General features: G+C 35.6%; 22 protein-coding genes, 1 pseudogene and 1 riboswitch. Of the genes and pseudogenes, 5 read left to right on the top strand and 18 right to left on the bottom strand.

Annotated features, from left to right (window positions below; genetic code table 11):
- Positions 1-54 precede the first annotated feature (54 nt).
- Together ACZ76X_RS12045 and rnz are read right to left on the bottom strand one after the other, a co-directional pair.
- Positions 55-312 (bottom strand): annotated as a pseudogene (locus ACZ76X_RS12045) (hypothetical protein).
- Positions 313-692: 380 nt separating this feature from the next.
- Positions 693-1,616, bottom strand: a complete 924-nt coding sequence (gene rnz / locus ACZ76X_RS12040) for a ribonuclease Z (protein ID WP_098667368.1) — start codon at positions 1,614-1,616, stop codon at positions 693-695.
- Between the two features lie 189 nt (positions 1,617-1,805).
- Here rnz and ACZ76X_RS12035 point away from each other — a divergent pair, with 189 nt between their 5' ends.
- From ACZ76X_RS12035 to ACZ76X_RS12025, 3 genes are all read left to right on the top strand, one after another.
- Positions 1,806-2,057, top strand: a complete 252-nt coding sequence (locus ACZ76X_RS12035; RefSeq protein ID WP_000656495.1) for a DUF3932 family protein — start codon at positions 1,806-1,808, stop codon at positions 2,055-2,057.
- 161 nt (positions 2,058-2,218) lie between these two features.
- A riboswitch (M-box (ykoK) riboswitch) is annotated at positions 2,219-2,384 on the top strand.
- Between the two features lie 333 nt (positions 2,385-2,717).
- Positions 2,718-5,426, top strand: coding sequence for a magnesium-translocating P-type ATPase (gene mgtA, locus ACZ76X_RS12030; RefSeq protein ID WP_479850560.1), 2,709 nt, complete (start codon positions 2,718-2,720; stop codon positions 5,424-5,426).
- A gap of 73 nt (positions 5,427-5,499) precedes the next feature.
- Complete coding sequence (locus tag ACZ76X_RS12025; RefSeq protein WP_479850559.1) at positions 5,500-6,201, top strand: MgtC/SapB family protein; 702 nt, start codon at positions 5,500-5,502, stop codon at positions 6,199-6,201.
- A gap of 41 nt (positions 6,202-6,242) precedes the next feature.
- On the opposite strand, the gene ACZ76X_RS12020 is transcribed toward ACZ76X_RS12025, so the two are convergent.
- Positions 6,243-7,481 (bottom strand): DNA polymerase IV, encoded by a 1,239-nt coding sequence (locus ACZ76X_RS12020; protein ID WP_479850558.1) that lies wholly within the window; start codon positions 7,479-7,481, stop codon positions 6,243-6,245.
- 141 nt (positions 7,482-7,622) lie between these two features.
- Between ACZ76X_RS12020 and ACZ76X_RS12015 the strand changes: the two genes are divergently transcribed.
- The gene (locus tag ACZ76X_RS12015) at positions 7,623-7,823 is read left to right on the top strand and encodes a hypothetical protein (RefSeq protein WP_048550730.1); all 201 of its coding nucleotides are present in this window, start codon (positions 7,623-7,625) and stop codon (positions 7,821-7,823) included.
- Between the two features lie 44 nt (positions 7,824-7,867).
- Here ACZ76X_RS12015 and ACZ76X_RS12010 read toward each other — a convergent pair whose 3' ends face one another.
- Entirely contained in the window at positions 7,868-8,986 is a 1,119-nt protein-coding gene (locus ACZ76X_RS12010) for a tripeptidase T (RefSeq protein WP_000609803.1), read from the bottom strand.
- Positions 8,987-9,113: 127 nt separating this feature from the next.
- The gene (locus ACZ76X_RS12005; protein ID WP_142337313.1) at positions 9,114-9,659 is read right to left on the bottom strand and encodes a GNAT family N-acetyltransferase; all 546 of its coding nucleotides are present in this window, start codon (positions 9,657-9,659) and stop codon (positions 9,114-9,116) included.
- Between the two features lie 188 nt (positions 9,660-9,847).
- Here ACZ76X_RS12005 and prli42 point away from each other — a divergent pair, with 188 nt between their 5' ends.
- Entirely contained in the window at positions 9,848-9,940 is a 93-nt protein-coding gene (gene prli42, locus ACZ76X_RS12000) for a stressosome-associated protein Prli42 (RefSeq protein ID WP_000549040.1), read from the top strand.
- A gap of 72 nt (positions 9,941-10,012) precedes the next feature.
- Here prli42 and ACZ76X_RS11995 read toward each other — a convergent pair whose 3' ends face one another.
- From ACZ76X_RS11995 to bfmBAB, 13 genes are all read right to left on the bottom strand, one after another.
- Positions 10,013-10,252 (bottom strand): DUF3894 domain-containing protein, encoded by a 240-nt coding sequence (locus tag ACZ76X_RS11995; RefSeq protein WP_479850557.1) that lies wholly within the window; start codon positions 10,250-10,252, stop codon positions 10,013-10,015.
- 66 nt (positions 10,253-10,318) lie between these two features.
- Positions 10,319-10,879: a L,D-transpeptidase gene (locus tag ACZ76X_RS11990; RefSeq protein WP_479850556.1), complete on the bottom strand. Its 561-nt coding sequence runs from the start codon at positions 10,877-10,879 to the stop codon at positions 10,319-10,321.
- 16 nt (positions 10,880-10,895) lie between these two features.
- A complete protein-coding gene (locus ACZ76X_RS11985) occupies positions 10,896-11,864 on the bottom strand; it encodes an aromatic acid exporter family protein (RefSeq protein WP_479850555.1) in 969 nt (322 codons plus the stop codon).
- 100 nt (positions 11,865-11,964) lie between these two features.
- On the bottom strand, positions 11,965-12,687 hold the full coding sequence (locus ACZ76X_RS11980; protein WP_042512209.1) for an amino acid ABC transporter ATP-binding protein: 723 nt from the start codon (positions 12,685-12,687) through the stop codon (positions 11,965-11,967).
- Positions 12,680-13,339: an amino acid ABC transporter permease gene (locus ACZ76X_RS11975; RefSeq protein ID WP_306183812.1), complete on the bottom strand. Its 660-nt coding sequence runs from the start codon at positions 13,337-13,339 to the stop codon at positions 12,680-12,682. Before ACZ76X_RS11975 ends, ACZ76X_RS11980 begins: the two co-directional genes overlap by 8 nt.
- A gap of 36 nt (positions 13,340-13,375) precedes the next feature.
- Positions 13,376-14,155, bottom strand: coding sequence for a transporter substrate-binding domain-containing protein (locus ACZ76X_RS11970; protein ID WP_479850554.1), 780 nt, complete (start codon positions 14,153-14,155; stop codon positions 13,376-13,378).
- Between the two features lie 252 nt (positions 14,156-14,407).
- Complete coding sequence (locus ACZ76X_RS11965) at positions 14,408-14,821, bottom strand: BrxA/BrxB family bacilliredoxin (RefSeq protein ID WP_001979317.1); 414 nt, start codon at positions 14,819-14,821, stop codon at positions 14,408-14,410.
- 142 nt (positions 14,822-14,963) lie between these two features.
- On the bottom strand, positions 14,964-15,371 hold the full coding sequence (locus tag ACZ76X_RS11960; protein ID WP_479850553.1) for a YjdF family protein: 408 nt from the start codon (positions 15,369-15,371) through the stop codon (positions 14,964-14,966).
- 121 nt (positions 15,372-15,492) lie between these two features.
- Entirely contained in the window at positions 15,493-15,957 is a 465-nt protein-coding gene (locus tag ACZ76X_RS11955; protein WP_098667357.1) for an NUDIX hydrolase, read from the bottom strand.
- 69 nt (positions 15,958-16,026) lie between these two features.
- On the bottom strand, positions 16,027-16,731 hold the full coding sequence (locus ACZ76X_RS11950; protein ID WP_098667356.1) for a DUF421 domain-containing protein: 705 nt from the start codon (positions 16,729-16,731) through the stop codon (positions 16,027-16,029).
- A 107-nt stretch (positions 16,732-16,838) separates the two neighbouring features.
- Complete coding sequence (locus ACZ76X_RS11945; RefSeq protein WP_098667355.1) at positions 16,839-18,017, bottom strand: FtsW/RodA/SpoVE family cell cycle protein; 1,179 nt, start codon at positions 18,015-18,017, stop codon at positions 16,839-16,841.
- Between the two features lie 340 nt (positions 18,018-18,357).
- The gene (locus ACZ76X_RS11940) at positions 18,358-19,674 is read right to left on the bottom strand and encodes a dihydrolipoamide acetyltransferase family protein (RefSeq protein ID WP_479850552.1); all 1,317 of its coding nucleotides are present in this window, start codon (positions 19,672-19,674) and stop codon (positions 18,358-18,360) included.
- Positions 19,675-19,689: 15 nt separating this feature from the next.
- Positions 19,690-20,673 (bottom strand): 3-methyl-2-oxobutanoate dehydrogenase subunit beta, encoded by a 984-nt coding sequence (gene bfmBAB, locus ACZ76X_RS11935; protein WP_000290076.1) that lies wholly within the window; start codon positions 20,671-20,673, stop codon positions 19,690-19,692.
- Position 20,674: the final 1 nt, after the last annotated feature.

The raw sequence follows: 20,674 nt of genomic DNA, 5'->3' as shown, positions 1-20,674 counted from the left end.
AAAAATTTTTTACTATTCTATTAAGCTACCAAATCGGTTGCTTTTCCAGTTGTACTACAAATTTGTTTCGCTATACGAATTGGATCGTTTTTGAATAACAGTGAAACAATCTATCCTGAAATAATACTAGTTGTAATAATAAATAAGAAACTTAGCATTACCTTCATTTAAAAATAATATAAGCTAATCCACAATAAAGTCTGGTAGCAATCCAAAGTTTAACACAGAACCACTTACAAGGATAGCATAAACAAGTGAAACTATAATCAGTGGGAGTTTTGTCCATTCCCAATGATTATTAACCCACAACAATCGTGCTTTTACGGGCAGTTATCTCTCGCCTACATTCCTCGCATTCGCGAATTTTGAGGTAGAGTCTCACTGTCCATTAAAGTGGGATAAATTATAATCTGCCCTCATTATAACTTGTTTTTAATAAAACGCTTACTTTTAATGAATTTTAAAAGTTCTGAATAAAAATCCATTTTTGCTATTTGTATCACTCGTATGTCGTCTGACTTATATAACAGTTTTTCTAAATAATCGATACTATGTATTTTTATCCTATATCTTCCCATCATTAAAACTTTCTGTTTCATCTAATATAAGCATAAAATGATAACAGTTTTATTTTAATTTTTTTTAGAAATAAAAAAATGGCAACCTCTCGTCACCATTTTTTTATACCATTATTATCTTTCTACTGGAAATGATTTTAAATCCGTAGCTATTTCTGTATTAGAAAATAGTTCCCTTGCCTCTTTCAATAATTCCTTATACGTATCACCTTGATAACGAGAACTAATATGGGTCAATATTAATCGTTTTGCATTTGCTTGAAGTGCAATACTCGCAGCTTGTTTAGAGGTGGAGTGAAAATAATCATACGCTTGTTGTTCATCTTCTGCTGCGAAAGTTGCTTCATGAACAAGTACATCAGCGTCTTGCGCCAACTCTCTACTCGCTTCACAATATCTTGTATCACCTAAAATGGTAATAATTCTTCCCTTTTGAGGTGGGCCGATAAAATCTTTTCCATTTAATATTGTACCATTTTCTAATTCAACTACTTCTCCATCTTTTAAACGTTTAAAGAGTGGACCTGGTTTCACACCCATCTCCAGCAATTTATCGACTAAAAGGGCGCCTTGTATATCTTTCTCTATAATACGATATCCAAAGCATTCAATACCATGTGACAACCTTTTCGTTTCCACATGAAATTCATTATCCTCAAACACAGTACCTTCTTCTGTTATCTCAATAATTTCAAGTGGGTATTTTACATGTGTCGTACTTACTGATAATGCCACTTCAATAAATTGTTTAATTCCCTTTGGTCCATACACGGTTAAAGGTGTATTCCCTCCTTGAAACGAACGGCTTCCTAATAAACCGGGCAATCCAAAAATATGATCACCATGTAGATGCGTAATAAATATTTTTTCAATGCGGCGTGGACGTACTGATGTATGTAATATTTGATGTTGCGTCGCCTCGCCACAATCAAATAACCAAGTCTGTCCTCGTTCTTCTAACAATTGCAAAGCAATTGCTGAAACATTCCTTCCTTTCGAAGGAACACCTGCACCAGTTCCTAAAAATACAAATTCCACTTTCTTTCCTCCAGCTCTTTATATAATCTACCTTTCATCTTACGGAATGTTATTTCAAATGGCAAATCGAATTTACATAACCAATCATCTAGACAACTATATATCACGAACGTTATACTCAAAAAACTTAGCAATTGTTCGTGTTTTGTGTTAAAATGATTATACTACATTTTAAGGGAGCGTTTTATTATGAAAGAAGCATTTCGTTTACAAACTGATTTTTCATCTTCATTTGATCGCTGGGTAAGTTCTTTCGTGTCTGATCACCCAGCACAATTAGAATGGACGACTTTGAAAGAATTAATCCATGAATATACAACAACACACACAAATGATTCGTTACCAACATATATTTCTTCAGCTTTAACATATTACGCTCAACGCGTTTCAACAACAAACAGTTCAGAAATTGTTATTTTTGAAAATGCTACAATCTCATAATCTATAAAAAAAGCACTGCAATCAGTGCTTTTTTTATGTCATTAAAGTATTTATTTTTCCTCTTTTTTCCTACTATATAGCCATCATAAACCTATTTGATTTTTCAAAAAAAGATATTGACACTACAATTTTACAGTGCTAACATTCAACATGTAATTGAATATGGTCTCTGTTAGGTGAGGCTCCTGTATAGAGAAACGCTGCTGCCCAAAAATGTCGAGAGACGCCAATGGGTCAACAGGAAAGGTCGGAATGAAGGCCTTTTTTAACGTAGCTGGTTTCAGTACCTATGCTATACAGTGCTAAAACTCAACGAGGGAGAGGTGCACATATTTTGTCATACACAAAAACTGTTTTTATCTATGTTTACTAACAGTATTTGTTACGGACTCTTTTAACTGCGAATTCAGACCTTTACTCGTTTTGAGTAAAGGTCTTTTTACGTATATATGCACCTTACTATGAAACAAACATAGCATATTCGGAAACTACTAAATTGTACGGAGGTGAGGAACAGTTGGCAATTGATGATTCGGCCCAGATACCCATATGTTTTACGTTAATATTTCATCATGTAGGTAGGAAAGAAACTGTTCCTCCCCATTTTAAATAGTCGAGTAACAGCTTGTTTCCTCCTTCATGAAAAAGGAGGAACTATCAATGTTAAATTTACAAAGACAAGAAACAAAACATTCATACGATCAAGATTGTATGAAAACAAATAACAAATTATTAGTGGAAGTCGCAACGCAGGATGCAAACAAAGCGTTACGACTTTTAGAAACAACAGAAAATGGACTCTCTAAAGAAGAAGCGTCTCATAGACTTTCTTTATATGGCCCGAATGAAATCGCTCATAATAAAACATCGCCGTGGTACGTTCAATTTCTATTAGCATTTAAAAATCCATTTATTTTTGTTTTATTAGCTCTCGGCGCACTCTCTTTTTTCACAGATGACATACAAGGAACCCTTGTTGTATCTGTAATGGTAATACTAAGTGCAACGGTTCGCTTTTTACAAGAATTTCGTTCTCAAAAAGCTGCGGATCAGTTAAAAGCTATGGTTCGAACAACGGCAAGCGTCTTTAGAATAGATGGATTTGTACACGAAACAAAAAACGTAATGTATCTAAAGCGAAATGATACAACGGAAATTCCCATTGAAGAACTTGTACCTGGCGATATTATTTCACTTTCAGCCGGTGATATCGTCCCGGCTGATGTGCGTATTTTATCAGCTAAAGATTTATTTGTGAATCAATCCTCTTTAACTGGGGAAGCACTTCCTGTAGAAAAGTACGAAAACTGCTATCATACAGAGAATAAGCATATCTTACCGAAAAATACGAAAAAAAATTACAATCCACTCGATATGGAAAATCTTTGTTTTATGGGTACAACTATTGTAAGTGGTAGCGCAAAAGCTGTTGTCATCTCCACAAGTACGAATACGTATTTTGGCTCGTTAGCAAAACAGGTAATCGGTAAGCAGCGCATAGAAACAAGCTTTGATAAAGGGGTAAATAAAGTAAGCTGGCTCTTAATTACATTCATGCTGATTATGGCACCTATCGTACTTCTCATTAACGGCTTTACAAAAGGTGATTGGCAAGAGGCTTTCTTCTTCGCTATCGCAATTGCTGTTGGTCTCACACCTGAAATGTTACCAATGATTGTAACTGCTAATTTAGCAAAAGGTGCCGTTAACATGTCTAAACAGAAAGTAATTGTAAAACAACTAAATTCTATTCAAAACTTAGGTGCTATGAACATTCTTTGTACCGATAAAACGGGAACTTTAACAGAAGATAAAGTTGTACTTGTTCACCATTCAGATCCTAACGGTAATACATGTAATCGTGTATTACACTTTGCCTATTTAAATAGTTTCTATCAAACAGGATTGAAAAATTTAATAGATAAAGCTGTTATGGAGTATACAGAAGAAAACCAAAAGTTTAATCCATCCATTTTTCAAAAACTAGATGAAATTCCATTTGATTTTGCTCGCCGGCGTATGTCTGTCATCGTGAAAGATATTTCAGGTGAACATACAATGGTTTGTAAAGGAGCAGTAGAAGAAATTTTATCTATTTGTAACTACACTGAAGTAGATGGAAAAGTTGTTTCTCTTACCGATGACATGCGCTCAAATGTAAAACAACTAAGTGAGACATTCAATAGTGAAGGTATGCGTGTCATTGCTGTAGCTTATAAAAAAGATAGACCAATAAATGATAAAGAGTACGCGGTACAAGATGAAAACGATATGATTCTCGCTGGATATATTAGCTTTTTAGATCCACCGAAACCATCTGCGGCTACCGCCATTCAAGCATTACAAAAACATGGTGTACAAGTGAAAATTTTAACTGGTGATAACGAAATTGTGACAAGAAAAGTTTGCAAAGAAGTTGGATTGAATATCGGTGAACCTGTCCTTGGTTACGAAATCGATTCTTTACCTGATAAAGCATTAGCGAAATTAGCCGAAGAAACAACTGTATTTGCTAAACTAAATCCAATGCAAAAATCACGCATTATACGAGTATTACAAGAAAACGGACACACTGTAGGTTATATGGGAGATGGCATTAACGATGCCGTAGCGTTACGTGAAGCTGACGTTAGCATTTCTGTTGATACTGCTACCGATATTGCAAAAGAGTCTTCCGACATAATTTTACTTGAGAAAAGTTTGACAATATTAGAAGCTGGTATTCTAGAAGGACGCACTACATTCGGAAATATTTTAAAATATATTAAAATGACAGCTAGTTCTAACTTTGGAAATGTATTTAGTGTGTTAGTAGCAAGTGCTTTCATCCCCTTCTTGCCTATGCTTGCCATTCACCTTTTAATTCAAAACTTACTTTATGATATTTCACAATTGTCTATTCCATGGGACAAAATGGATAAAGAGTTTTTAGAAAAACCAAGAAAATGGGATACTGCAAACTTACGGAACTTCATTATTTGCATCGGTCCTATTAGTTCCATATTTGATATCATCACATATGTAGTTATGTGGAACGTCTTCGGTGCGAATACAGCTAGCGAACAATCATTATTCCAATCTGGTTGGTTTGTCGTTGGATTGCTAACACAAACTTTAATTGTTCACATGATAAGAACACAGAAGATTCCGTTCATTCAAAGTACTGCATCAACACCAGTCGTTTTATTAACCGCTCTTATTATGGCAATCGGAATTTATATTCCATTCTCACCACTTGGTGCAGCCGTTGGTTTACAAGCATTGCCACTTAACTACTTCCCTTGGTTAGTAGGAATACTATTAGGCTACGCTTTTTTAACACAATTCCTGAAAAAGCTTTATATTAAAAAGTTTCATAGCTGGTTGTAAAAATAAGAATGAGTGGGTATTCCCCGCTCATTCTAAAAAACATAACACATATTTATATATGGAGGTGACCATGATGGTATGGTATGACATTTTATTAAGATTATGTATCGCAATTATTGTAGGTGCTTGCATCGGAATGGAACGACAATGGAGACACAGGATGGCTGGTTTACGGACAAATGCTCTCGTATCACTTGGTGCCTGTATATTTGTTTTATTATCCGTCATGCTTGATCATGATGCTAGCCCATCCCGCATTGCTGCTCAAGTCGTTAGTGGCATTGGCTTTTTAGGGGGTGGCGTTATTATTCGCGATGGTTTTAGTATTAGAGGGCTAAATACGGCAGCTACTTTATGGTGTGCAGCTGCTGTCGGTACTCTTACAGGCGCCGGTTTCCTCGTTGCAGCTATATTAGGTGCAACCGGCGTGTTACTTGCAAATATACTCCTTCGCCCAATAGCTCTTTTTATGAATAAAAAATCAAAAGAAGAATCACCAGAACAAACGAACTACTTACTTTCCCTTACTTGTTCAGAAGAAAATGAAGCACATATTCGTTTTTTACTTATGCATATGGTAAGTACAGAAGGACTCGGTTTAAAAGAGTTGTATAGTGAAGACGTAGATTCTAATCAAAAGGTGTGTATACAGGCTACATTACATTGCAAGACAAATGCTGCTATCTTAATTGAAAAAATAGTGAGTAGAATGCTATTAGAATCTGGCGTTACTGGAGCTGGCTGGAAGACTTCTTTAGATTTAGAAGCGAGTTAAATATGAAAGGTGTCATGATATTCACTACTCCATGACACCTTCTACATAAATTTATTTTCTAATTTTTGTTGAAAAGACTTTTCTTGCTTACGTAATAGTTGACTACCTCGTTGTAAAATCGGCATTCCATATTTATTATTAATTTGATCGATGACAGCTAGTAGCGGCTCTTCTTTTGCATCTTCTTCAAATGAAAATAAATCTAATTGTTTCACCGATTCTGTCTTCCACTCTATTTCAGTAGCTGTAACACCTAGTAAGCGAACGGAATCACCATCCCAATGTTGCTTCCATAAACGAGAGGCTGCCTGGAAAATATCTCGTTCTTCCCAAATGGCATTTTTCAATTGCTTACTCCGCGTTACTGTCCGCCTATCATGATATTTAATCATAATTTGAATATTATAGCTGACAAGAGTTCGCTTTTTTAATCTTTTACTCACTGATTTTGATAGTCGTTCTAACATATCAAGTAATTCTTTCTCTTCATCCATATCCTTTGAAAAAGTCATCGAGTTACCAACACTTTTATGTTGTCCCATTTGACTCGGATCAACTTCTCTATCATCCACACCTTTTGCACGCTTTTGTAAATCAACACCGTGCTTTCCAATTTTAGCGCGAATGATATGTTCATTTCCTTTTGCTAACTGCTCAATTGTTTGTATATGAATATCATTTAATTTTTCAGCTGTTTTTTCTCCAATTCCATGCATCGCTCCAACTGGAAGTGGCCAAATCATTTCTGGAATATCTCGTTTTCGAAGCACAGTAATACCGAGAGGCTTTTTCATATCAGAAGCTGTTTTTGCTAGGAAAAGGTTCGGAGCAATCCCAATGCTACAGGGTAGCTGTAACTCTGTTAATAATGCTTGTTGAATCATCTTTGCAATTTCAAGAGGCGAACCGAGTGCGTAGCAATCTGTAATATCTAAATATCCCTCATCTATAGAGACTGGTTGTATTTTTTCCGTAAAGCGGGAAAGGATTTGAAACATTTGAAATGAAGCTTCACGATATAATATAAAATTAGGATGCCTTACAACTAATTGCGGGCATAACCTTTTTGCTTCCCAAAGAGGCATCGTTGTACGTATTCCATATTCTCTCGCCTCATAACTACATGTTATGATAATTCCTTTTCTTTCTTTTTCATTTCCAGCAACCGCTAACGGCTTTCCTTGTAATGATGGATCATGAGCAATTTCAACAGATGCGAAAAAACAATTCATATCTACATGTAAAATAACACGACCCTTTTTCGGATACATTTCTCGCATAGTACTCACTCCCTCCAAAGAACATTTGTTCCTTTATTATACCAAATTCATGCACAATATAATAATTACTTATTCTTTTTATCCTTATTTTTGCTATACTTAATATGAATATGGATATTTTTGTAAAAGGAGTGATCTATTATGAAATCAAACAGTAACCTCAATTATACATTTCTCGTTATTATATTAATCATCTTAATTAATTATTTATTACTTCCTATTTTTGATATTAACGTAGCAGGGATTCTTCCAAGTCTACTAGGCATTATAACAAAGGACATACTGCCATGGATTTTCTTGTATTGGCTTATCCGTCTTGTAAAAGCCATCGAATCAAAATAAAAAGCGTGTAAATCCCTTGTGATTTACACGCTTTTTCTATTACATTACTTCGCTACTTCTTCAATAATTGCAACAACTAATTCTGCTGTTTTCGCTAATTCTTCAACAGGAATCTTTTCGTTTGTTGTATGAATTTCTTCATAACCAACCGCTAAGTTAACTGTTGGAATCCCGTGTCCTGCAATTACGTTTGCATCACTTCCGCCACCACTTTGGTGAAGAGAAGGTGTACGACCAATTTTTTCAGCTGCACGTTTTGCAACTTCTACAACGTGATCGCCATCAGCAAATTTAAATCCTGGGTACATAACGTTTACTTCAACGTCTGCGTGACCGCCCATTTCTTTTGCAGTTGTTTCAAATGCTTCTTTCATTTTTGCAACTTGTGCTTCCATTTTTTCATTGATTAAAGAGCGCGCTTCTGCAAAGATTTGCACGTGATCGCAAACGATATTCGTTTGTGTACCACCTTCAAAACGTCCAATATTTGCAGTTGTTTCAGAATCAATACGTCCAAGTGGCATCTTCGCAATTGCTTTCGCTGCGATCGTAATTGCAGATACACCTTTTTCTGGTGCTACACCAGCGTGAGCTGTTTTCCCGCGAATAATCGCATTCACTTTCGCTTGTGTTGGAGCTGCAACAACGATTTCACCAACTTTTCCATCGCTATCTAATGCATAACCGTATTTCGCTGTAATGCGCTCACGATCTAATGCTTTTGCACCAACAAGACCAGATTCTTCTCCAACTGTAATAATAAATTCAATTTTACCGTGAGGAATATTTTTCTCTTTTAAAACACGGATTGCTTCGAACATGGATGCTAATCCTGCTTTATCATCCGCACCTAAAATTGTAGTACCATCTGATACGATATATCCATCTTTAATAGAAGGCTTAATTCCATTACCAGGAACTACTGTATCCATATGAGAAGTAAAGTAAATTGTATCAACACCATCTTTTGTTGCTGGTAATGTACAAATTAAGTTACCTGCACCATGCCCAGTAACAGCCATTGTGTCATCTTCAAATACCTCTACACCTAAATCTGTGAATTTCTTTGTTAATACTTTGCAAATTTCTGCTTCAAATTTCGTTTCAGAATCTACTTGTACTAATTCCATAAATTCATTTACTAAACGTTCTTGATTAATCATAAGACTGCGCCTCCTGCACTACCATTATGTATGTAACACTATTAATTATAACAGAATTTCGCAAAAGTTTCGAAATACAAGACAAAAAACAGACGGTTTATATGTCTAGATAACCATCTGCTTTCTATTACTCATTTAACAATACCCAGCGCATATGATCTTCCCACACTCCGTTAACCATTAGCATCTTCCTAGACACACCTTCATATTGAAAACCTATCTTCGTCACGACTTGTATAGATGCTAAATTTCGTGGCATAATCGGTGCTTCTATACGATGTAATTGAAATTCCTCAAAAGCAACTTGAATCGCTTTTCTAAGCGCTTCCGTCGTATAACCTTTGTTTAACTCTGCCTTATCTAATTTATAGCCGAGTACACAAGATTGATAAATTCCGCGAACAATTAAATTAAATGAAATACATCCAATTATTTTCGTATCATCACCCTTTTTAAAAATCCAAAGCCTGATGATTTTACCTTCTGCGATCTCTTTTCTATCCTTTTGCAACTTTTTCTTTTGATAATCTAACGTAAAAAAATCATCCGGTCTATACTCTTCCCAAGCTTTTAAAAATTCACGATTTCTGTCGTAATATTGAAGAACTTTTTCAGCATACGACTCATCAATTTCCCTTAAATGTAAACGATTTGTTTCATATATTTTCATCATCGTATCTCCATTCTTCAGCTTGCATAACAAAAAACTTACACTCCATCATTTTATATATTCTCTACATACATACAAATTTCCTGTTATACTTTACACGTACTTCTCGAATTTTGTCATTTCTCTCCCCTTGTCCACAATATCATTTCTCGTTACAATGATATTGTACTGATTTGCAAGGAGGTATAACGATGCATAAAAAAGCTCAAAAAGTTATGGTTTATGTAATGCTAATTTCTATGCTTGTAACAACATTACTTGCTGGCGCGAGTATGTTTTGGTAAAAAGGACGATGTGTTCGTCCTTTTTTTACTTTTTACATATAACAAAATAAACCATCTCGATATCGAGATGGTTTATTTTATATAAAGCACAATCGCTACAATACTAAAGGAAAATGACATTACAAGTGCTATTACAAAACTTGTATATTGTTTTTGCTGAAATGCTCCAATAACAAAAGTAAGATTGAGTAATGCCATACATACAATCGCTACAAGATAAGAACATATATTAAAAGTTGCCAACATGAATGTAATAACAAATAGAAATCCCATTAAAAATTGCATATACGAAATTTTTGGATTCAAGTACATATGAGCAACCCCTTTATCTAATTTTATCTTTCTATACTCTCATTAACTCATGGTTATGTACACATGTCAAGACAACTTATTACAATAGAAAAAGCCAACCTTTTCGTTGACTTTTTCATATGCAAGGGCTCCTTTTTCTTTTGCCAATTGCTGAAATGACTTTTTCGATTTTACAATCCATACTTTCGTTCCAATTGGAATGCGATCAAATAAATATTCCACATCATTTTTCTTCATTCTTATACACCCTTGTGAAATATACTTTCCAATTGAACTCGGTTGGTTTGTTCCATGTATTCCATACTTACTCCCATCAGTTCCTCTTGCGTTAAATCCCATCCACCTAGATCCAAGTGGATTTTTCGGTGATCCCCCTGGAATATTCTTCGCAATATAATATGGGTCCTTTGCTTTCATGACAATATCAAAATTTCCCTCTGGAGTTAATTCATTTGTTTTCCCTGTCGCGACTGGAAAAACTTTTTGAATCTTTCCATCGTCAATATAAGCTAATTTATTCGTCGCTTTATTTACAATAATAAAAGGATCCCCGGCACGTGGATTATCACCAAGAGGCCAAATAGGTGATAAAGAAAGACATAATATGAAAGAGAGAAGATACGGCATAAATAATTCCTACCTTCTATATAAGTTCTTTTATATTATTCTTTCCCTTAAAACGACTTTTAATGAGTAAATATTGTTCCATTTCATATACAAGTTGAACAAGTTTCGCACGTATCTCAAATTCTTCGCGTGTAACTGGCAGTGGCATGTCCCTAAATAATTCTCTCATTTCTTGAAGCTGTCTTAAGGAGATAACCCCAGTACTCTCAGGACTAATGGCATTTCCAATGTTTTCAACCACATCCGCAATCATGTCAGCTTGTTCGTATGTCCATGATAAAGAAGCTGCTAACGGAATCATTCGCTCTAAAATTTCGAATTGTTGCATGCGCATATTGAAATAGCGATAGTAATAATCATCTTCTCGCATAAATGCATTCTCAAGCTTCTTAAACGATAAATCCCTTGCTTCATTTAGCATATTTTCAGTTTCAATAAGTTCTGCCCCGCTCCAACTACTTTCTCGGTTTCGTAAATACACGACCATTTCAAACAAAATCGTTTTAAAATTTTTTTCTATTTTATCCTGATACTCTTTTAGCTTATTTTCACTACTTGGCATATACATATTCACTAATAAAGCGACACTAATCCCTATCGTTAATATGGCAATTTCATTTCCAACAATAAGCCATGTAATTTGTTTCAATGAATATAGATGCATCACAATAACCGAGCTCGTGACAATACCTTCTTGAATTTTAAGCATTACTGCAGTCGGAATAAATGTAAGTAATAATACGCTAATTGCTAGCGGTGTATATCCAATTGTTTCAAAAATACAAAACGCGAATACCATTGATAATACACAAGCTAAAAAACGATGTAACGATACTTGAAGTGATTTACGTTTCGTATTTTGTACACATAATATAACTAAAATACCCGCTGAACTATAAAATTCTAACCCTAATAACTGAGCAATAAAAACTGCTGCACCTGTCCCTATTGCTGTTTTTACTGTACGGTATCCAATTTTGAACATAGCATTGCTCCTATATGTATAAACGTATTTACAGCTAGTATAAAAAAAGGATGACACAATGTCATCCTTTTCTACTTATTATTCACGTAACCGTTACATATTACAATATTTTTTGTAAAAATTGTTGCGCACGTTCACTTTTCGGTGCTGCAAAAAATTCTGCTGGCGCACTATCTTCTACAAGCTTTCCACCGTCTAAAAAGAGAACACGATCAGCTACTTCTTTCGCGAATCCCATTTCATGTGTAACAATCGCCATTGTCATTCCTGTCGTAACTAATGATTTCATAACTTCTAATACTTCTTTCACCATCTCTGGATCTAGTGCTGAGGTTGGTTCATCGAATAACATCACTTCTGGTTCCATCGCTAACGCTCTCGCAATTGCTACACGTTGCTTCTGTCCGCCCGAAAGGCGATTCGGATACGTATCTTTTTTATCTAATAAACCGACCTTCTCTAAAAGTTTCTCGGCTTTCTTTTCAGCTTCTTGTTTCGTTACTCCTTTTACATGAATAGGAGCATACGTAATATTTTCTAATACAGTCATATGAGGAAATAGGTGAAAATGTTGAAATACCATTCCGACATTTTCACGAACGTGCATAATATTCGTTTTCGGATTCGTTACTTCTTCCGTTCCAATCCAAATGTGACCATTTGTCGGCGCTTCTAACACATTCATACAACGTAAAAATGTTGATTTCCCTGATCCAGACGGTCCAATAATTGCTACTACTTCCCCTTTTTCAATCGTTGTTGTAATTCCTTTTAATACTTCGTTTTTTCCAAATGATTTATGAAGGTTTTCAATTTTAATCACTTTTCTTCATTCTCCCTTCAATTGCCTTCCCGACTAATGTAAGAATAATGACTAACATATAATAAATCAGTCCAACAAAAAGTAATGGTTCAAGATATTTAAACGTCTCGCCACCTACGATGTAAGCACGGCGCATTAAATCCGTCGCTCCTATTACTGTTACTACAGCCGATTCTTTCGTAAGTGTTGCAAACTCGTTCACAAGCGCTGGTAATATGTTTTTTAATGCTTGAGGGAAAATGATATTTCGCATCATTTTCCCATAAGGAACTCCTAAAGCCATCGCTGCTTCTGTTTGTCCTTTATCAACCGCTTGAATGCCCGCACGGATTACTTCTGACATATATGCACCTGAATTCAAACTAAATGCTAATACAGCCGCTACGAATGCCGGTATTTCATAACCAATTATTTGCGGGACACCGAAATAAATAATCATTAATTGCAATACAAGTGGTGTACCACGGAAAATTGATGTATAAAGATCTGCCGCTATATTTAATGCTCGTATTCTAGCAATTTTGCAAAGTGCTAATAGCATTCCTAAAATAAACCCTACTAGCGCTGATACTGCTACAATCTTCAAAGTAACTTCTAATCCTTTTAATATATATGGTATTGAAGGCGTAATCGCCGAAAAATCTAAGTTCATTCTTTTCATTCCCCTCACAGAAAAGTGAAAGGCAGCTTATTTTTCGCTGCCAAACCATTTCTTCACTAATTTATCCATTTCTCCATTTTCTTGCATTTTTTTAATTACTTTATTAAATTCAGCTGTTTTGTCACTGTTTTTCGGAAGGGCAATTGCTGCTCCAACTTCTTCTGGCGCTTCTTGAATTTCAATTCCTTGTAAATCTTTCATTTTCTCTACATAATTTTTAGCAACTGTATCTTCTATAATTGCGGCGTCAAAACGACCTGCTTTAATTTCTTGTACAATTTCTGGTATACGGTCACGTCCCTCAACTTTGAAATCTACTTGTTTTTTAAATTCTGCCGCTTTCTCTTCTTGAATAGATCCTGTTTGTACCCCTACTTTTTTCCCTTTTAAATCCTCTACAGATTTAATGTTAGAATCCTTTTTAGAAACGACCATATTTTTCGCAACGAAATAAATATCTGTGAAATCAACATTATTTTTACGCTCTGCAGTCGGCGTCATACCTGCCATTACGAAATCAACTTTTTCCGAGCTAAGAGATGCTAATAAACCACCAAAATCCATATCTTTCACTTTCACTTCATAACCAAGTTCTTTTCCGATATATTTAGCAACATCAACATCAAAGCCGATAATTTCATCACTTTTTGAAGCTTCTACGTATTCATATGGTTTATAATCTGCTGAAGTCCCCATAACCAGTACTTTCTTATTTTTCCCAGTAGCCTTTTCTTCCCCATTACTACAAGCACTGAACATACTTACAATTAAAATAAGTGCAAACGATATTGATAATAACTTCTTCATCTTTCTCCCCCCTAATGATGTATATTTAAAAGTTTAATAGAATATTTATTCGATGTTTGTATTGTATCAGCACTTTTATTTTTATGCAATATATAAAATAAAAATAAATAAAATAACAATAAAAACACCATTATCCATGTATAAAACATTGCATAAAACACAAAGGATATGCATACTCCATAAAACTTGACGCTAAATAAAAAAAGGCGGTATGTCCACAATTAAGTGGACGTACCGCCTTTTCGCTTATATTTATAGTTCTTCACAATTCTCTTCGAAGTAAGATTGTAGTTTTGCAATAACTTGCATCGGTTCATGACCTTCAATTTCATGACGCTCTACCATCGTTACAATTTTTCCATCTTTTAATAAAGCAAATGATGGAGAAGATGGTGGGTACCCTTCGAAATATTCACGAGCTCTTGCTGTCGCTTCTTTATCTTGACCTGCAAACACCGTTACAAGATGGTTAGGTCGTTTATCATAATGTACGGAATGCGCAGCAGCAGGACGAGCAATACCGCCTGCACAACCACATACAGAGTTTACCATTACAAGTGTTGTTCCATTTCTTTTAAACGCTTCTTCTACTGCTTCTGGCGTCGTTAATTCTGTATATCCAGCAGAGACAATCTCTTCACGCGCTTGGCGGACAACATCATTCATAAAAAAGTTAAAATTAATCAATCTTTTCCCTCCTCTAAAACTACCTATTTGTATCTTACCAGTTAATGTTTATGAAATACAAGTAAGTTTACTTGTATTTCAGCATAGAAAAGGTGTTAGAGCAGGGCTCTAACACCTTTTCTTAATGACCACGATGTTTTTGCTTTGCTTTTTTTACTTTGATTAAACGTCTTCTTTGTTTTTCAGCTTCACGCTTCTGCTTAGATTGCACTTTCTTTTCTTGTTTATGCAGTTCATAGGATAAGCTAATTGCCTCTTGTGCCTTAGTAAAACGGTTTACATTTACTTCTTTTGCTACTTGTCGTATGATACGCTTTATATTTTTGGGACGCGTTTTTTCTTTCACTTCTACGCCACATTTTGCAAAGTGCTGAAAATACGCTAACATTGGACCATTTACAAATATAAGTATTTCTTCGTCTGACGGCTCTGTTCCAAAAATATACCTTGCTCCATACAATTTTCCTTTTTCTTTACATGTAATGATCCCAACAAAAAATTGGCCATCATGATATACTGTCAACTCCATTGACAGCCCCTCCTTTATAAAATTAGAAATACGGGACATCCCGGAGGGGAAGGTTACTAACATGAAATCATGCGTCTGGACTACCAACCAGAACTGTGTTTTTGTATTTCTTTCACTATTATTATATCTTTTTTTCCATAATTTTCATATATTCAACAATCATTTTTTTATGCGATCCCACAATATAGTCAGGTAGTTCTGTTAGCGGGAAGAATTTAAGCTGAACCGCTTCTTCTTTATTCATAACAAAATCTCCATCGTATTCATCCGTATAATAAGCGGTCGTTACAGATTGAAATTCATCGCCGTTTGCTAATTTTGTAAAATAATTCGCTCCAGAAAATACGTTGATTAATTGTAGGTTCTTCACTTTTATCCCTGTTTCTTCGTATACTTCACGGCAAGCCGTTTCTTCTGGTGATTCACTAAGCTCCATTAATCCGCCAGGCAGCCCCCATTTTCCGTAAGGCTCTGTTCTTTGTTGTAATAATACATATCCATTTTCATTTATAACGAGTACAACAGCACCAACTAAAATTAAAGGGCGATGACCAACTATTTTTCGTAATTCTTCTACATATCCCATCGTATCCCTCCTTTTTCGTTGTCCACACTATTGTATCATATGTATGAAACGACAAAATGCGTATATTTTTCATTTTTTTAACAAAATATTTATTTTATGTGCTTCATCTACTGTAGCTAACAGAATGGATTCAACTTCTGCGTTTTTCTCTAGAAATTCTCTCGCCCATTCTTCTGTTTTCCCTAATAAAGCAAGAACATCTTTCTGAATGCTCCCATCCTTTACTAATACAAAAGAAACTGGAGATTTTTTTCCCGCCACTTTCAGATCAAGCCGCGAAACTGCTTCATGTTCTGGATACTGAAATATAGAAACGACACCGTTCGCTTCCCATAATGCTAATTTAATCTTTTGAATGTCGCTCACATTTCGCATACGAAGTTCCGAAAATAAATATTCCACCGTAATTCTCGCTTTTTTCAAATTGCTAAAATCAATGGAACCATTGTGTATAAGAATAATAGGTGCTGGCTCTAAAAAGCGCCTCCATCTATCCCATTTCAACATTAAGACTGAGCTTATAATGTGAAGTACAACGAGTATGAGCGTTGTAATCATTGAGCCGAGTAATCCTACTTTTTCATCAGATAATGCGTTAGAAATATTCCCGCCAAGCAATAATACTAATACAACATCTAAAAAACGAAGTTGTGCGATGGACCTTTGTCCCATTGCTTTCGCAACTAATATTAAAAATATGTATGCTATAATAGCCCGAATAACCCATTCACTATTAGAAAGATGCCTTGCCCCTTCAAAAATATGCATATGCATCACCTTGCACCCCTTACCCGTCTCAAACTGCTACTTTGTTTTAGTTTGCAACGTTTAAGAGCATATATGTAAAAAAGCTGATTCGTTTTTTAACGAATCAGCTTTTCTTACTTAACAGAAAACATATACTTTTTATACGTTTTTCGTACGGATAATATAAGACCCATCATAATCATATTCGAGAACAACGAACTTCCCCCATATGATAAGAACGGTAATGCAATCCCTTTTACAGGCATTAATCCAACGATCATACCGATGTTTTGGAATATTTGAACCGTTAATATCCCAATCGATCCAGCACATAATAATGTACCGAATAGATTATCAGCAGAATAACCGATAATAATTGTTCTATATAGTAGTAATAGGAACAAGAATACAACTAACGCTGCTACGATAAATCCACCTTCTTCGGCAATTGTAGCGAAAATAAAGTCAGTATGTTTCTCAGGGATATAGACGTTCCCTTCGCCAAACCCTTTCCCTTCCATACCGCCACTACCTACAGCTAAAATCGATTGCTGTGTTTGATAACCTTGATCTGTATGTTCAAATGGATCTAACCAACCTAAAATACGTGATTGTTGGTGCGGTTTTAGTAGCGTAACTAACTTATTAAAGAAGAAATCCTCATACCTTACGTAAATAAATATTAACGCAGATAATATGGTGACTGGAATAACTGTACATAACGCTATCAATTTCTTCTGAATACCTGACATAAATAAAATACATGCAATTGCAGCAGCATATAAGAACACCATCCCTGTATCCGGTTGGCTATATACAACAGCAATAGGCGGGAGGGATACTAGTACAATTTTACCTACTAATTTTAAGTCCGTTTGGAATGTCCTTGCCATATACTGTGCATTATGTTTCACTGCTATACTTGCTACCACGAGAAGCAATGAAATTTTGAAAAACTCAGATGGTTGAATTTGTCCAAGTAACGGAAATACAAACCATCTTTTTGCACCTAATTTTTCAGGCGTGAAAGTGGAAACCGGTAGTATTTTCAAAAGAATAAGTGAAGCAAATCCAACGATATAAAGCGGCCAAGACAATTTTTGTAGTTGATCTAAGTCAATGCTTGCAACAAGCAATAACAATACAACCCCAATTATGTAGTTCAAACCTTGTTTCATCGCAAAGTTTGCCTCTCCATATTGACCAGTTTGCTGACTGCTATATATAGCAGCTATACTCGTAACACATAATGCTAACAAAATTAATATTAATTTTACATCTAAACTTTTTAGAAACTCGGTACTTCTTTTCATGACATCCTCCTGAAACATTGTTACAGCAAAATAAAAAACCAGGAGTCAACATTCTTCATGTTTTGACGACTGATTACACATTATCTATAAAACACTTATATAGAATAACTCTCTTTTTCATACAATACAATATATTATACTACAGTTTCATCAGTAAGATTTGCCAAAAAAATTATTCTTTTCTTATTTTATATCCATATACCATATATCAGCAATGTATTTTCATAAATTCCTAATACATAATCGTTCATTGTAAGATTACTTGGAAAGGTATTATACATATAGTAGGATGTAGATGAAGAAATAGGATGATAAAAAGCTCGCATAAGCGAGCTTTTTATTAATATACAGATGTATTATTTTCTGACGTATTTTCTAAAATTTCTTTTACACGTCCTAAGAACTTACCACAAATTAAGCCATCTAGTACACGGTGATCAAGTGATAAACATAAGTTAACCATGTCACGAGCACCAAACATGCCATTATCCATAATTACTGGACGTTTTACAATTGATTCAACTTGTAAAATAGCCGCTTGTGGGTAATTAATAATACCCATAGATTGAACAGAACCGAATGATCCTGTGTTATTAATTGTAAATGTTCCGCCTTGCATTTCGTCCGCTTTTAACGATTTCGTACGTACTTTTCCTGCAAGTTCTGTAATTTCACGAGCGATGCCTTTAATTGTCTTCTCGTCTGCGTGTTTAATTACTGGTACAAAGAGTTCGTCCTCTGTTGCAACAGCGATAGAAAGGTTAATATCTTTCTTCTGAACGATTTTATCGCCAGCCCACATTGAATTAATTTGAGGATACTCTTTTAACGCTTGTGCTACTGCTTTTACGAAGAAAGCAAAGAACGTTAAGTTAAAGCCTTCACGCTTTTTGAAATCACCTTTAATTGAATTACGGTATGACACAAGGTTTGTCACATCTACTTCAATCATCATCCAAGCGTGCGGTGCTTCGTGTTTGCTACGTAACATGTTCGCTGCGATTGCTTTACGCACACCTGTTACTGGAATTTCGATATCGCCAGGCATTGTTGGTACAGAAACTGGTTTCGCAGCTTCTACCTTTTGTGCTACTGGCGCTGCTTTTGGTGCTTCTGGACTCGCTTCTACTACTGCCGCTACCGCTTCCTCTTTTTTTGCACCTGCTTGCGGAATGTTTCCAGATTCCACTAGCTTTAAAATATCTTTACGAGTGATACGGCCATTTGCTCCCGTACCTTCCACTAGATCTAAATCAACGTTATGCTCACCCGCAAGTTTTAACACAGCTGGTGAAAAACGAGGTTTTCCATCAGTTAGTTGTTTTGCTTTCGGTGCTTTTTCAGGCGTAGCTACTTCTGCCTTTGGTTCTTCTTTTGTTTTTTCCTCAACAGCTGTTGCTGCTACTTCATCTGCGCCTTCTACTTGAATCACACAAACTACTTCACCTACAGCTAACGTATCACCTTCATCAGCGATTAACTCTTTCACAATACCAGTGAAAGAAGATGGTACTTCAGCATTTACTTTATCAGTCATTACTTCTGCAAGCGGATCATACTTGTTTACGTGATCGCCAACATTCACGAGCCATTTACTAATTGTACCCTCTGTAACGCTCTCCCCGAGCTGAGGCATTGTAATATTTTCTACAGCCATGTATAGTCCCCCCGATTAAAATTCCGCAAGCTCACGCATTGCTTTTTCAACTTTATCTGGATTTACCATAAAGAATTTTTCCATTGTTGGTGCATATGGCATTGCTGGTACGTCTGGACCTGCAAGACGTGCGATTGGCGCATCTAAATCAAACAGACAGTTTTCAGCAATAATTGCTGCCACTTCACTCATAATACTTCCTTCTTTATTGTCTTCTGTTACAAGAAGAACTTTACCTGTTTTAGAAGCTGCTTCAATGATTGCTTCTTTATCTAATGGATATACAGTACGTAAATCAAGAATGTGTGCAGAGATGCCGTCCTGTGCTAACTTTTCAGCCGCTTGAAGAGCAAAGTGAACACATAATCCGTATGTGATAACAGTAATATCATCACCTTCACGTTTTACATCTGCTTTTCCGATTGGTAATACGTAATCATCTTCTGGCACTTCACCTTTAATTAAGCGATATGCACGTTTATGCTCAAAGAATAATACTGGATCTTCATCACGAATTGCAGCTTTTAGTAAGCCTTTTGCATCATATGGTGTAGAAGGGATAACAATTTTTAAACCAGGTTGGTTTGCAAACATCGCTTCTACAGATTGTGAATGATACAATGCACCGTGAACACCGCCACCAAATGGCGCACGAACTGTAATTGGACAAGTCCAATCATTATTAGAACGGTAACGAATTTTTGCTGCCTCAGAAACAATTTGGTTTACTGCTGGCATGATGAAATCAGCAAACTGCATTTCAGCGATTGGACGCATTCCGTACATTGCTGCACCAATTGCTACCCCAGCGATTGCAGATTCTGCAAGTGGTGTATCTAGCGCACGATCTTCACCAAATTGATCATATAATCCGTGTGTCGCTTTAAATACGCCACCTTTTTTACCAACATCTTCACCTAAAACGAATACTTTCTCATCGCGTTCCATTTCCTCGCGCATTGCTAATGTAATAGCATCAATATAAGACATTACAGCCATG

The organism is Bacillus sp. BC05(2025), assembly GCF_056725905.1.
The sequence above is the reverse complement of the archived record's forward strand: the minus strand, read 5'-3'. Positions and strand labels throughout refer to the sequence as shown.